This window comes from Staphylococcus lugdunensis (genome assembly GCF_001558775.1).
GTDB lineage: Bacteria > Bacillota > Bacilli > Staphylococcales > Staphylococcaceae > Staphylococcus > Staphylococcus lugdunensis.
In genome coordinates this window covers 1565763-1579971 of record NZ_CP014022.1, presented here as the reverse complement: position 1 = coordinate 1579971, position 14209 = coordinate 1565763, and the positions used below count along the sequence as shown (strand labels likewise).

The following is a 14209-nucleotide window of genomic DNA, read 5'->3' as shown; positions in this document are numbered from 1 at the left end:
GTACTTTGCGGACTGCATTGACAGAAACTGGTTGTATACATTGAATTATCACTACAATTTTACTATAATTCTAATTGATAATGATTTTCAATTATAGGAGGTTGTTTATGGAAACAGTATACTTAGCAGGTGGTTGTTTATATGGCGTTGAAGCATTTATTCGAACACTCCCAGGGGTTATCAATACGACAAGTGGTCGCGCAAATGGCATTACAAAATCTCTAGATGGTGAGTACGACGGTTACGTGGAAGCTGTCAAAACGGAATTTGATCCAAACGTCGTGTCCGTTACGGATTTGATGGGCTATCTCTTTGAAATTATCGATCCTTATAGTCTTCATCAACAAGGTCAAGACATCGGGTTAAAATATAGAACTGGATTCTATAGTGAAAACCCTGAACATTTAAAAGAAGCTCAAGCCTTTATCGATGCTATTGAAGACCATCATCTTATTGCAACGGAAGTCTTACCGCTGACCAATTATATTAAAAGTGCCGATATGCATCAAAATAGATTAGAACGCTATCCTGATGACTACTGCCATTTACCAAAAAGCTTAGTTTATAAATATAAAAACAATGCCTAATAAGTATTGAAATAGATAAAAGGTCTGGACATAAAGTTCTTGGACAAATACAAAGAAGCACTCAGATGAGTTGAAATTCAATTCATCTGAGTGTTATTTTTCTGTGATTTATGTCTCAGACTGTATTAATTTAAAACCTAATTTTTTTACTTGTTATTTAGTTCATTATCTTTTAAGTCTCTTGCCATCTTAGTATTTATTTTCTTCGCATGTCTAAAGTAAATACTTTCAAAATAGCTTGTTGCTCCGATGCTGTAAAAGATCAATGCAACTACGATAATCACGATAAAGTCATATGGATAGTGAATCAAATTGATACCTTTAAATTCTTTACTTCCAATAAATGACAGAATTGCCAATACAATAAGATACACGATAATCCATAAGCTACCACCAATTTGTTTCTTCGTATTTCTCCAATTCATTTTATATTCATAGAAGAAATAAATCGGTAAACCTAAAATAATAATAAAGATAACTTCAGCTGTTGTAGGCCACATTGCCCAATAAATTGCTAGTGAAGCCAAGACAAACGATAATGGTGCCATCACTTTTAGCAATGTTGCACGATATGGTCGCGTCATTTTTGGTGCCATTTTACGTAAGGCGATTACAGTTGTTGGACCAGTTAAATATGCCACAAGTGTCGCTGTTGAAATTACGGCTGCTAATGTTCCCCAATCGCGGAATAACGTTACCATAATTATGCTAATTATTGCGTTAAAAAGAATGGCAACACGTGGAATATTATATGTTTCATTCATTTTTCCTAAAAATTTAGGAATATGCCCATTCTTTTCCATAGCACGTAATACACGCCCTGTCACAGCTACGAATGATACACCAGTACCAAATGGCGAAACAACGGCTTCAATATAAAGTAAAATTGCTAGCCAATTAATGTTTAATAAAATCGCCAAATCAGCAAATGGAGAGTTGAAGTTAATACCACTCCAACCATGTGCATTAATCGTAGATTGAGGCATTGATGTAATAAAGGTACTTTGTAAAATAATATATAATGCAGCACTTAATGATAGTGAAATTGCGATACCACGTGCAATATTCTTTTCTGGATTGCGAATTTCAGACCCCATATTAATGATTGTTTGGAATGCGTTAAATGAAAAGATAATTCCTGATGTTGTCGTTGCCGCAAAAATTGGTGCACTACCATAAGGCATAAACGTACTTACAGAATGACCATAATTTCCTGTGTCAAAGCCAGACAGCATTAACATAATAACTGTTAATAATGGCACACCCAATTTAAACACTGAAATCAAACTTGTAAATGACGTTAAAATTTTAACCGACCAATAATTTAACAGTGAAAAAATGATGATGATGATATAAACTGCAAATAACCCACTTGTACTAATTGAGCCATCTTCCATTAATACCGATGTAAATTTAGCCCAATCCCAAGGCCATGAACTAATGTATTGTACAGCCGACACAGCTTCAATAGGAATAATGGTAACCAATGATACCCAGTTCGCCCAAGCTGCAATAAAGCCTAGCAACGAACCATGCGTATATTGTGCATAGTTACTCATTCCACCTGATTGTGGAAACATAGTGCCGATTTCAATATAGTTATATGAAATAGTTCCAATGACGATAAATCCAATCACCCATGAAATAATTGCTGCTGGTCCTGCGATAGATGAAGCTTCCCACGCTCCAAATAGCCAACCCGAACCAATGAGTGAACCAAGTCCTAATAGCACAAGTTGTGCCAAACTTATCTTATTGCTTTTATTTTCATTACCCATAATAACTCCTTAATTATTGTTATGTTTCATTTTTAATAAACACGTAATCATTATACGCTACTCAAAATAATAGTCAAACTCAATTATTCATATAAATGTTTAATATAGCATTATTATTATTTTGAAAAATCAAATAAACAGACTATATTACAGCGTTCGTTTCAAGTTGAACATATGTTTATCATTTTTAAATTTATATTTTATAAATATGGATTGCCATAACGCTCACAATAATCATAAAATCCAAATTGATTCATATAGGCCTGTCGTTCTATATTGTCATTTGAATCAAAGTCAATCAACTGTTGTACAGCCGCTGTAAAAGGAATGGCCGCTGTACCATTTGCCGTAACTAAATGTTTGTCACGCACCACCTGCGTGGCAATAAATGGATAAGTTGGCTGATAATTTTCGTATTGGTCTAATAACTGTACCGCATTGCCGGTATGTCGATACGTATTCAAATGTCCTTGCCGTGCTAAATAATCTACAGCACCACAAATGGCAGCAATAGGTTTGTGTTGTTCAAATGCCTGTTGAACAAAATGATTTAAAGTCTGATTGTCGATATGCCAACTTTTACCACCAATTAATACCAATAAGTCATACGCATTTACCGCTTCAAGCTGAACATCAATAAGGGTTGTTAAACCACCCATCGAACGCACTTCATCTTGGATAGATGCTGTCATCACTTCCCACGTATCACTTTGATTTAAAGCTGATGCTAAATAACTGCCTTCCCAATCTGCATATTCATCCAATAACAAAAAAATTGCTTTTTTCATATTTTCATCTCCTCTATGCTTGCAATCAATATTTAAAAATATAATTTGTATAACTTAGTCATATTTTTCATTATATATGAAAAGTTTTATTTTATACAGTTAGGCAAATATTTGAACAGTTAAGAGCTAAAAACCCAAATTTTACTACTAGTCCATAGAATAGTATATAGATTTCAAATAAATCTAAATTTTTAAAAAAAGGAGAGTCTGCTATGAACATTTCACATAAATTATTAATCGCCCTTAGCACAACGATTACTATTGCCTTACCGATTTCACAATGCGCACAAGCCGCATCCTACGTCGTTAACAATGAAAATATAGATAAAGATGGCCGCCAAGCTTATACAGGCAGCTATAATCGTGCTGCACTTAAACAGCAAACCGTGAAGCAAATGGGACCACAAAATCGCGAAGCCTTCAAAGAAGATAAATTATTTAAGGCACCAAAGAATAAACAACCGATTCGAAAGAGTGAAAACCGCAGTCAAAATGGTGGCAAACAATATAGCCTAAATGATCAGCGTACCTTTACAACAATTGATAATAGAACTAATCAAGATGAACAAACCACTGCTACATTAAAATACGATGGTAAAAAAGCCCAAGTGTGGGTTGCTGATCAATACATTACTGATAAACAAGCGCAAAACATTGGTAGAGAATTTGATGAACGTATCGACCCACTTATCGAAAACAACTTTGGTGAACCCTCTGATGTTGACAATAATGGTAAAGTAAATATCCTTGTATATGATATTAAAGATAACTATGACCAAACAGGAACGTATATTGGTGGTTATTTCCATCCAAGAGATTTATACAATGTCCGAGGATCAAACCACAGCGAAATCTTCTATATGGATACGTATCCATCAATGGGAACAGATCGTCAACATTTGAATGAATCACAAATCTATTCCACATTAGCGCATGAATATCAACATATGGTCAATGCCAACGAAAATCTATTTAAAGAACAAAGTCAAGAAGAAATGGATCCATGGTTAAACGAAGCATTATCAATGGCTAGTGAACAAATGTACTTGAATGCACCATTGAATTCACGTATCGATTATTATAATAATTCAAAATCCATCGCCTATGGTCATTCATTAATCCGTTGGGACGAACAAGGTGATACATTATCAAACTACTCATTATCTTACCTCTTTATTGAATATCTGAAAAAACAAAGTGACAATGGTGAACAAGTCTTTAAAGAACTCATTAATGATCCAGGTGATACGAATACTGCACTTCAAAATGCAATTCATGAACATGTAGACCCTAATTTATCACTTAGTAAATTCATGACTAACTTTAGAATCGCCCTTGTGAAAAAAGAAAATAGTGGGCCGTATGGTTTCAAAGGAGATGCAGACTTCAATAACGTTCATCCACAACCAATTTCTCAAATTCCAGAGACATTAGCACCTCAAGGATCTGTGTTATTCCAAACAAATCAAGACTTCAACGTACCTAATGACAAAGACGAAGATATCTCATACAATAAAGTCAATTAATCACTTGTCAGAAGTTCATTAGCTAACGATTTAAAAAGGCTACACAGTTGCCATTATACAAACGCAACTGTGTAGCCTCTATATGTTTAAACAATCCTATGCTTCAAGGCATGAGTGATTGTTTAAATTTCGAACACTATCGCTTATGACATTGTTGCTGATTCCAATTACTGACACTGGACACCATAGCAATGACAACAAAGCTCGCACATAGTAAATACATGAATTTAAATCCTAGCCAATCTGATATTGGTCCCATCAGTACACCACCTAGTGAAATACCTAGGTCTGCACAAGCAATAAATAGACCTAACAACATATTACGCTCAACTTTTGATAAGACAAAACTTAAATAAGATGTCAGTGTTGGATAAACGAGTGCTTGAGTAATACCAATACAGACAGCACCAATATAGACAATCATTTGCGGAAGCTGTGGGCCAAACGCTATCACAACGGCTGCAATAACGAGTAATGATAACACACGTAGCATAAAAACTGAATGCCACTGTCCATCAGATGGTATGTATTTGCGTAAATAAAAGCGTGACAATACAACCGCTATCGCTTGAATTGTTAAGAAAAGTCCTGCATGTACAAAGCTATCACGCACCGCATAAAGAGGAATAAATGTATTTACAGCTCCAAAGACGATGGACGTTAAAATCATGATACAACCACTTTGACATAGTGCTTTATTTTTAAATAATTGTCCAAACACAGTCACTGCATTATACGGTAAAGCCTCAATCTTGCTACTCGTATCTGGCTCTTGCTCTCCAAACGTCACACGATAGCCAAATATCGTGGTTGATAATGCAATCATTACCATGATTACTGCAAAAGCAGACATATGATGTATCTGCCAAATACCCACCGCAATTAACGGTCCAATTAAGTTAGGAATCATCGAAAAGAGAGAATATAACGATACGCCTTCAGCACGGTGTTTTTCCGGTAAGGCATCAATAATACCAAGCTGTAAGGACATTGAAAAGAAAGCCGTACATATCCCCTGCATAACCCGGGCAATAAAATAGCCTTCAAGTCCAGTAAAACCATATAAAATCAGTGCCAATGCATTGATAATTAAAATAATGCGCAACACTTTTATGGGACCTACACGAGCAATCATTTGTCCTGCCCAAGGTCGTAGCAACATGGCAGTAAGCATATAAGCGCCCATCACTACTCCAATAACTGTATTCGTTGCACCTAAGTCATGACCACGCAGTGGAATAAAGACATTTAAAATTGCATTAGCACTAAAAAATAATAACGTGAGTAAATATAATCTTAAAAATGGCCCTGATAATGCGCCTTTCATGCTTTTCCTCCTTAAAATGACAATTGTTTATTAATGAGCGCATTGGTATAAGCATTCTCACTACAATGTAATGCTGTCGTTGGCATCTGTGCTTCAATTGCACCATCTTTAAAAATAATGAGTTCATCACACAAATAAGTCGCGGCTTGTATATCATGTGTAATAAAAATATAGCTCAACTGTCTCGTTGCACGTAATGTCAGTAATAAATCCAAGATTTGTGTTTGAATTGACATATCCAACGAACTAATCGCTTCATCAAATAAAATGTATTGCGGATTAATACTGATTGCACGAGCAATGGCTACACGTTGTGCTTCTCCCCCTGACAACATATGAGGATATCGATCCATATAATCAGACGACAAGCCAACTTCAATTAAGCATTCACATGCGCACTCCTCCATCTCTGCTTTAGAGGGTTTGCCACATTGACACATCACTTCAAACATAATGTCTCTGACTGTTTGAAAAGGATGTAAAGACGAACTGTAATCTTGAAATACGGCTGCAATATGATGACGTCTTACTTTTCTTTTATAAATGGGCTGTTGTTCTAATGTCACCGAACCATTGTCTGGCTTTTCAAGTCCTAAAATCATCCTACTAAGTGTTGACTTGCCACTGCCACTTTCACCAATAATTGCAATTGAACTGTTTAATGGGCAGTTAAACGAGACGCCTTTCACAATAGATACTTGTCGATGTTGAAAACCATGCGCCGTTCGATAAGATTTTTCAACATTTGAAATTTTAAGCATTGCATTCACCTCGCATGACGCGTTGAAAGTGGTCGCTGATTTTCTTTTTAGTAGCTAAAAGGTAGGACGTATATGCATGCTGAGGATGATAGAGCACTGCTTCTCTAGTACCTTGCTCAACCAATCGGCCTGCTCGCATGACAGCAACATGGTCAGCTACGTGATTAACTACTGTCAAATCATGTGAAATAAAAATCATTGCACAGCCCATTTGTTGCTTCATATCATTAAACGCTTCTAATACTTCATATTGTGTGATGGTATCAAGTGCGGTTGTAGGTTCATCAGCAATAATCAACTTCGGTTGCAATGCTAACGCTAAAGCAATCATCAAACGTTGTAACATACCGCCAGACAACATATGTGGATACATCGACAATACTTGCTTCGGATTTTGTAATTTCATATACAACATACGTTCTACAAGAATATCTATCACCTGCTGACGTCCTAATGACGTATGTGCCTGCATGGTTTCCATCATTTGCTTTCCTACAGGTGACGATGGATCAAAAGCACGACTGCCTTGTTGCATGATCATAGCAATCTCTTTACCTCGATATTGCTTAAGCTGTTTGTCATGAAGCTTCAACATATCAACACTTTCAAAGTTAATCTGACCTTGTACCTTTAACCGGTCATCATTTAATCCAACAATCGCTTTACAAGTAATAGATTTGCCACTACCACTCTCACCTATAATACCTAAGGTTTCACCGCTGTTAACATTGAAGTTGACGTCGCTAACAAGCGCTTGGCCTGTCCATGAATCAATAATGTTTAAATGGTGAACATTTAATCTTGTCATATGCGTATGCCACCTTTCTTCACGGCCTGACGTCGTTCAACCATTGATAACCTTGGATCAATCGCAAGTTGTATTGCATCCGATAAAAAATTAAACGCCATTACAATGATGACAATCGCTATTGCTGGCGCAAACATCATTTCTGGATGTGTAAACATCACTTTTCGAGCCTCATTTAACATCATTCCCCACTCAGCAGTTGGCGCTTTAACGCCTAAGCCTAAAAATGAAAAGCCAGATATTTGTAAAATCATCGAACACATAGAACTACTTGATATAATAGCAATATCAGCTAAAGTCAAAGGCATAATATGCTTATGAATAATCTTAAAATGACTCATACCAATTGTTTTCGCAAATTGTACATGATGCGCAGTCGTGTATTGCATCACACTCGTTCGAATAACCCGGCAAAACCATGCCCAACGTGTCAAAATAAATGCCAGAATAATATTTTCTGTACCCATGCCAAACATAGCAATAAGCGCTAATGTTACAACATAGCTTGGAAATGCCAGCATAACATCGCATAAGCGCATGATAAGCGCATCGATATATCCTCGGAAATAGCCAGCAATAAATCCAAGCACAGCACCAATAACAACAGAACAAATCAGTGCCACAAAGACATACAACAAGCTTGGTCTAATTGCATAAATCAAACGTGTTAAAATATCACGTCCTAAATGATCCGTACCCAGTAGATGTTGCCAACTGATACTGGCATATTTATGCGCTGTATCAATGTGGTTGGGATCATACCAAGTCACTAAAGGAGCTAATACGCCTAACAACACATATCCCAAAATAATGACTAAGGCTAAAACGGCACCTTTATCATGTAACAAACGCTTCATTACGAGCATGATATATCCTCCCTTAACCTTGGATTCAATAAGGCATTGATAATATCTGCTAACGTGTTAAAGACAATAAATAAAATCGCGACAATTAACACATAAGCTTGAATGATTGGAAAATCATGTTCCAATATAGCTTTTAAACTAAGTTGTCCCAATCCAGGCCAAGCAAAGATATATTCAATTACAACCAGTCCACCCATAATCATTGGAATAGACATACAAAATATAGATACAGCTACTTGTAACGCATTGCGTAATACGTGACAAATTAGTTTCTTTGTAGATATTCCACATGCCCTTAAGTACAGCACATAATCCTCATTTAGTTGTTCAATCATCGAGCGACGTACATTTCTAAAATAGATACCAGCATAGGCAATTGTAATCACTAATACAGGTAAGACATAACTTTCTGGGCCTGTTAACCCTGACGTCGGCAATAGATTTAGTTTAACCGAGATATAAATAACGAATATTGAGGCAATCCAATATGACGGTAATGCCGTAAGTACAAAGGCCATCGAACGTATGCTACGATCAATCAGTGTACCTCGTGTCAAAGCACTAATCACACCAAAGATAATAGATGTCATGATAACCATAACACTAGATATTAATGTTAATTTCAATGTATTGATAAACGCTGGCGTGATTCTACTTGCAACGGGATCACCAGTAATGTAACTTGTGCCAAAATTTAATTGCAGCGCCTGTATTAGCCAATTTTTATACTGAATAAGCAATGGCTGATCTAAGCCATATTTCGCTTTCGTTTCAGCAATAAGTTGTGGTGTAACATGAGGTACGCCTTGCGCATGTAAAATAGTGACAGCTGGGTTTTCATCAGTCAAATAGGTCAGTAGAAACGTTAAAAAACTCACAACAAGCATCAAAGGAACCATCAACGCTATACGTTTTATAATAAATTTGACCATAATGACGCTCCTTTATTTATATTGCATCTCGTTAAATGGTAATTCATATTGTGATTGGGTAAATGAAACCTTTTCTAAATCTTTTGGTGCGACGACAGTCATTCTTCCGTGAGAAATTGGAATGAAAATGCCTTCATCATCCATTTGTTTCAAAATGTGTTGATATTTAGCAGAACGCTGTTTATCATTTTGTATCTTAAATGCAGCGTCTATATCACGATATAATGCATCTTTGTGCGCAATACCTGATGTCGCACTTTCATAACCATTTTTCGCTTTAAATGCAGCAATTGTACTTTGTGGGTCATATAATAAGCCCCATGTTTGATTAAACATTAAATCATAGTCACCTGAAGTTCGGCGTTCCGCAACTTTGTCAGACGTTTCACCATTAATATTTAGCTTGATACCCACCTTTTTAAATTCTGCTTGTAAAAATTCTGCTTGTTCCTTTTGACTTGATGAACCTTTGTCATAGTACAAGGCTAGTTCAAGTGACTTACCCTCTTTTTCACGAATACTACCCTCTTTAGACGATGCTTTCCAACCCGCTTTATCTAATAATTGTTGTGCTTTATGCGTATCAAATTGACGTGTAGGCATATTAAAGTTAATGTCAGTGACATTTTTTGCAAACAATTGTGTGGCTGGCTTTTCTTGTTTATCTAAAATATCTGTCGCAATCTTATTTCTATTTACTAAGTGACCTAGCGCTTGACGTACCGTTTTATCTTTTACAGCACTATCTTTACTACCTGAATTAACAACTAGCATTTTTGTGTTCATTGCTTGGCTGCGTTTCACTTGATAATTTCCGGTATCTTTAAGCTGTTTTAGTGAATCTTTGTCTAAACTATCTGTACCTCGATCGTCGGTGAATGCAAAGTTAGTTTCGCCTTTTTTCATTGATAAGAATGCCGTCTCCCCAGCAGGCATCACTTTAGCCTGTACTTGATTTAATTTTGGCTTAGTGCCCCAATAGTCATTATTTTTATTGAAGTTAGCCTGCTCATCTTTTTTATGTTTGCCCATTTTAAAAGGTCCGGTACCATCAAAGGCTTTCACACCATCTTTTGTTGTACCATTTTTAAAATCTTTCGGTGATACAAACACATATGGTCTTGGCATCGCAAGCTCAGCTAACGCAGGTTGATATGCTTCTTTTAAATGAAGTTGAACCGTATATGTATCTTTAACTTTCACATCATCAATCAATGTTGATAATTTTAGCCAGGCATGTAATTTCTTATTTTGCTGTACAGCATCTATATTTTTCTTTACCGCTTCAGCATCAAATTTTGTACCATCATGAAACTTAACATCATCACGCAAATGGAAAGTGTAGGTCTTACCATCAGCAGATATATCCCATTTCTTTGCCAATAATGGCTTGATACCATCTTTCGTGTTACGTACTAACGGCTCATACAACATACTTTCTGCCGACATAGAACCACCATATACATGTGGGTTCATATCCCCAATATCTTTAACCGTTGTATAACTCAACGTCTTCTCTGATTTCTTATTCTCTAAAGCTTTGTTATCACTGCACCCCGCCAAAATCATCCCAGATGCAAGCAACGTGACTGTTATTTTACTAAGTTTATTCATTTCTTTGCCTCTTTCTATGTTGAAAATGATTATTTCATTTCTAATCTTTTAAAACGAAATGATTCTTATTAACAATTATTAATATTTTCTATGCACTTGTCAATCATTATTAAAATAATTTAATATTTTATTGTTTTAATTCCTTTAGGACCGATAAAGGTAGTCAGATTTTACATGCTTAAATCTTGTAGGTAGATATTTCTAAAAATATAACTATCGCTTTTCATTTTGTCCCTTTTAGATAAGCATTCTTTAATAAAATTAGTTTTATGCTATTATGCTTACTAAAAGTGATAATACTCGTTATATAGATTTCAATTTGACTATACAAAATATGCATGCAGCATCAAGGTAGACAACCCGAAGTCTTACCCATTGCTATATTATTTATTGCAGTTAAGCCATATAGAAACCTAAATTAGAAAAAAAGACTGCGAACTTAGTTAAGTTCACAGTCAGTATCATTTTGATAGATGTGTCATGTTAACGATATCTATGACAGATTATATCCATTATAAATAGTTCTCAGCATACTCTAATCTAAAATGTTCATTCGTTTCTTTCTCTTTCTTAAATTCTTTTTCCGTTAGTTTCGTAATATTTTCCACAGCATAGCGCAACTTTTTGGCAAGCTGTTCTACTTCCCCTTTATTTTGCGCCACAACAAAGACCGTTAAAATATTTTCATCAACTATATCTTTATGATGTTGATAGTCTAATCTATAAAATTTCATAATACCGCCCCCCTTTTGTATATATACCCCTCATATTTTAAAACTTATCATGAAATTTTAAAAAAGCTTGAGACATCAATCACAAAATATTTTAGTTTCTATTTGTTAAAATACCTATGTAACAGTAATAATGCTGCTACACAGGTACGCATGGTATATCTTTTCTATTCTACTTCAACATTTTTCCCTACAGGTTCCCATTTGATTGCGCTTGTAATAATTAATCCAACTAATGGTACGATACTTAAGATTAACATGGTGTTGGTAAGGCCTACTGCAGCTAGAATGATAGGGAAAATAAATGTCCCAATAATACTTCCCGTACGACTGACTGCTTCGACAAATCCAGTTGCTTGCGACCGCAAATATGTAGGGAATGATAACGCGCCAATGGTTTTCCCTTGTGTCCCTGGCCCACCTGAATGTCCGAATAAAAATAAAGCAATAAGAAATGTATTTAAAATCATTGGTAATAAATGATAGAAGACACCTGTCATGACCATCGCAATTAATACTAAAGCAAAACCAATGATTGTTAGTTTACGTGTGCCTAAGCGATAAGTTAATTGTGCACCAAAGTATGCTCCTACAATACCTGCAATATTAACAATCGCCGTACCTAGTAAAACACCTAATTTTTCTTTACTAATAATGTACGTAGCTATAATAGGAATATATAAACCAACGGCATAATATTGCATGCCTTGAAGTGTTGATATAGCTGTTGCTAATAATAATCTTTTACCATATTTAGGTTGAAACAATGCGCGTGCTGATGGCTGTCGTTCTTGAGAGCTAACGTCATTCGTCTGATTAGATGCTAATTGAATATCGACATGATACTTTTGACGAATATAGTCGGCTGCTTGACCTAGTGAGTAGTGGTTAATCATCCACGTTGGACTCTCATGTAAGAATTTTAACCTTAATAGATAAAGCACTAAAGCTATAATAGCACCAAATCCAACTGCTACACGCCATAGATGACTACCTGTACCCATTAAGAAGAATGCAATCACACATAGTGATGACGTAACAATGGCAACATACCATACGACTTGCCAATAATTGACGTTACGGCCTTTTTGCGCGCGATTACTTATTTCTGCAATAAAGGTAAAGGCAACTGGGCTGTCCATTCCAATTGCCATCCCCATTAGAAAACGGCAAAGCAATAAGATTGTTAAATTTGGAGATAAAGCTGCACCTAAAGAAGTGATTACTAGCGCTAATAACGATATCGATAAAATACGTTTGCGCCCAAATCGATGTGCGAAGACACCACCAAAAATAGCACCAATCAAAGCACCAATGGGTAAAGACGTCATAACCGTGGATAACATTGTTGGAGATAAATGAAATTGTTGCGTAAGTTGATCCGTCATTGTGCCTAGAATCGTAATATCATAAGCATCTAGAAAAATCGTTCCTAAAATCATAAATAATAACATTTTGGATGTATATTGTTCATCTGCATGATCAATAATACGAAATAAATCCTCTTTTGACTTTACAATTTCCACATGTATCATTCCCTTAAATTATGATTAATTTAAGCGTACGCAACGATTTTTAAGTCCAGATGAATTGAACATTAACATTCCGTTAAGATGAACAAGTGTCTACTGAGAATCAACTGTATGAGCGATATATTATCGTGCCAATTTTAACAATACGTTTAATGTTGTAACAACACCGTCTTGATTATGATTAAGTGCAATAAGGTTTGCTTTTTCTTTTAGCTCTGGATAGGCATTATCCATCGCCACTTTATAGGCTGCATTTTCAAATAAAGGCATATCATTATATCCATCGCCAAAGACAATCGTCTCATCGGCAGGAATATTAAGCAGACTCTGTAAAAATTGAATTGTCGTACCTTTGTCAACAGCTTTATCAGTAATATCAATCCAACTTTCTTCTGCAGCTACAATATACAAGTCATCTTGGAATTCTGCTAAATCATTGACGTGGTTAAAACATTGCGCTTTGTGATCATAAATCGTAATTTTTAATATTGGTGCAGTCAAATTAGCCAAGTCATCCACAAAAGTGACCTGTTCATATGAACCAAAGACCATTGACTTATCTTGGTCTCTCACGCTATTTTCTACATAGGCCGTTTCCGGTGTACAAACAATGATAGTAAGCTCTGGATCTATCTTTTTAATTTTATTGATCAATTGTTGACCTACTGCTGAATCTAATGTTTTCGTATAGATATTCTCCCCGTTCAACTGAATACGTGTCGCACTGTCACCAATAATAAATAAATCTTGTGACAAATCTCCCACAACTGCTTCTACACGTTCCACCTGCTTCCCAGTACAAAACGCAAAACGGATACCTTGGGCTTTCATTGGTGCTAATAATGCTTGAAAATGCGCCTTATTAAACGTACCTTGTGCATTTAAAAACGTGCCATCCATATCTGTCACAACTAATTTAAACATATGTATTTCCTCCCATGTGTTATTTATTAATAAAG

The 14209-nt window shown here is 35.7% G+C and carries 13 protein-coding genes; 2 read left to right on the top strand and 11 right to left on the bottom strand.

The features are described from left to right. The first annotated feature begins 107 nt into the window (after positions 1-107). On the top strand, positions 108-587 hold the full coding sequence (locus AL499_RS07440) for a peptide-methionine (S)-S-oxide reductase (protein ID WP_002460833.1): 480 nt from the start codon (positions 108-110) through the stop codon (positions 585-587). Between the two features lie 146 nt (positions 588-733). Here AL499_RS07440 and AL499_RS07435 read toward each other — a convergent pair whose 3' ends face one another. After that, positions 734-2365 carry an APC family permease gene (locus AL499_RS07435; protein WP_002460834.1) on the bottom strand — a complete coding sequence of 544 codons (1632 nt, stop codon included), beginning with the start codon at positions 2363-2365 and terminating at the stop codon, positions 734-736. Between the two features lie 200 nt (positions 2366-2565). After that, positions 2566-3153, bottom strand: coding sequence for a DJ-1/PfpI family protein (locus AL499_RS07430; RefSeq protein ID WP_002491950.1), 588 nt, complete (start codon positions 3151-3153; stop codon positions 2566-2568). A 212-nt stretch (positions 3154-3365) separates the two neighbouring features. On the opposite strand from AL499_RS07430, the gene AL499_RS07425 reads away from it, so the two are divergent. Further along, entirely contained in the window at positions 3366-4679 is a 1314-nt protein-coding gene (locus AL499_RS07425; protein ID WP_002460836.1) for a M30 family zinc metallopeptidase, read from the top strand. Between the two features lie 136 nt (positions 4680-4815). On the opposite strand, the gene cntE is transcribed toward AL499_RS07425, so the two are convergent. From cntE to AL499_RS07380, 9 genes are all read right to left on the bottom strand, one after another. Beyond that, positions 4816-6006: a staphylopine family metallophore export MFS transporter CntE gene (gene cntE / locus AL499_RS07420; protein WP_002491945.1), complete on the bottom strand. Its 1191-nt coding sequence runs from the start codon at positions 6004-6006 to the stop codon at positions 4816-4818. Positions 6007-6017: 11 nt separating this feature from the next. Then, positions 6018-6767 carry an ABC transporter ATP-binding protein gene (locus AL499_RS07415; protein WP_002491982.1) on the bottom strand — a complete coding sequence of 250 codons (750 nt, stop codon included), beginning with the start codon at positions 6765-6767 and terminating at the stop codon, positions 6018-6020. Further along, positions 6760-7575 carry a staphylopine uptake ABC transporter ATP-binding protein CntD gene (gene cntD, locus AL499_RS07410; RefSeq protein WP_002460839.1) on the bottom strand — a complete coding sequence of 272 codons (816 nt, stop codon included), beginning with the start codon at positions 7573-7575 and terminating at the stop codon, positions 6760-6762. Before cntD ends, AL499_RS07415 begins: the two co-directional genes overlap by 8 nt. Then, a complete protein-coding gene (gene cntC / locus AL499_RS07405; protein WP_002460840.1) occupies positions 7572-8441 on the bottom strand; it encodes a staphylopine uptake ABC transporter permease subunit CntC in 870 nt (289 codons plus the stop codon). The genes cntD and cntC overlap by 4 nt, the downstream gene beginning before the upstream one ends. Then, positions 8432-9373 (bottom strand): nickel/cobalt ABC transporter permease, encoded by a 942-nt coding sequence (gene opp1B / locus AL499_RS07400; protein ID WP_002460841.1) that lies wholly within the window; start codon positions 9371-9373, stop codon positions 8432-8434. Before opp1B ends, cntC begins: the two co-directional genes overlap by 10 nt. Before the next feature lie 12 nt (positions 9374-9385). Then, the gene (gene cntA / locus AL499_RS07395) at positions 9386-10987 is read right to left on the bottom strand and encodes a staphylopine-dependent metal ABC transporter substrate-binding lipoprotein (protein ID WP_002491963.1); all 1602 of its coding nucleotides are present in this window, start codon (positions 10985-10987) and stop codon (positions 9386-9388) included. Between the two features lie 512 nt (positions 10988-11499). Next, positions 11500-11721, bottom strand: a complete 222-nt coding sequence (locus AL499_RS07390; protein ID WP_002460843.1) for a hypothetical protein — start codon at positions 11719-11721, stop codon at positions 11500-11502. Positions 11722-11885: 164 nt separating this feature from the next. Continuing rightward, positions 11886-13244: an MFS transporter gene (locus tag AL499_RS07385; protein WP_002479097.1), complete on the bottom strand. Its 1359-nt coding sequence runs from the start codon at positions 13242-13244 to the stop codon at positions 11886-11888. 129 nt (positions 13245-13373) lie between these two features. Beyond that, complete coding sequence (locus tag AL499_RS07380; protein ID WP_002491972.1) at positions 13374-14174, bottom strand: Cof-type HAD-IIB family hydrolase; 801 nt, start codon at positions 14172-14174, stop codon at positions 13374-13376. Positions 14175-14209: the final 35 nt, after the last annotated feature.

What these genes read in the sequence shown, in the direction of transcription:
- AL499_RS07440 (WP_002460833.1), top strand. Translation starts at nt 108, where the DNA reads ATGGAAACAGTATACTTAGCAGGTGGTTGTTTATATGGCGTTGAAGCA.
- AL499_RS07435 (WP_002460834.1), bottom strand. Translation starts at nt 2,365, where the DNA reads ATGGGTAATGAAAATAAAAGCAATAAGATAAGTTTGGCACAACTTGTG.
- AL499_RS07430 (WP_002491950.1), bottom strand. Translation starts at nt 3,153, where the DNA reads ATGAAAAAAGCAATTTTTTTGTTATTGGATGAATATGCAGATTGGGAA.
- AL499_RS07425 (WP_002460836.1), top strand. Translation starts at nt 3,366, where the DNA reads ATGAACATTTCACATAAATTATTAATCGCCCTTAGCACAACGATTACT.
- cntE (WP_002491945.1), bottom strand. Translation starts at nt 6,006, where the DNA reads ATGAAAGGCGCATTATCAGGGCCATTTTTAAGATTATATTTACTCACG.
- AL499_RS07415 (WP_002491982.1), bottom strand. Translation starts at nt 6,767, where the DNA reads ATGCTTAAAATTTCAAATGTTGAAAAATCTTATCGAACGGCGCATGGT.
- cntD (WP_002460839.1), bottom strand. Translation starts at nt 7,575, where the DNA reads ATGACAAGATTAAATGTTCACCATTTAAACATTATTGATTCATGGACA.
- cntC (WP_002460840.1), bottom strand. Translation starts at nt 8,441, where the DNA reads ATGCTCGTAATGAAGCGTTTGTTACATGATAAAGGTGCCGTTTTAGCC.
- opp1B (WP_002460841.1), bottom strand. Translation starts at nt 9,373, where the DNA reads ATGGTCAAATTTATTATAAAACGTATAGCGTTGATGGTTCCTTTGATG.
- cntA (WP_002491963.1), bottom strand. Translation starts at nt 10,987, where the DNA reads ATGAATAAACTTAGTAAAATAACAGTCACGTTGCTTGCATCTGGGATG.
- AL499_RS07390 (WP_002460843.1), bottom strand. Translation starts at nt 11,721, where the DNA reads ATGAAATTTTATAGATTAGACTATCAACATCATAAAGATATAGTTGAT.
- AL499_RS07380 (WP_002491972.1), bottom strand. Translation starts at nt 14,174, where the DNA reads ATGTTTAAATTAGTTGTGACAGATATGGATGGCACGTTTTTAAATGCA.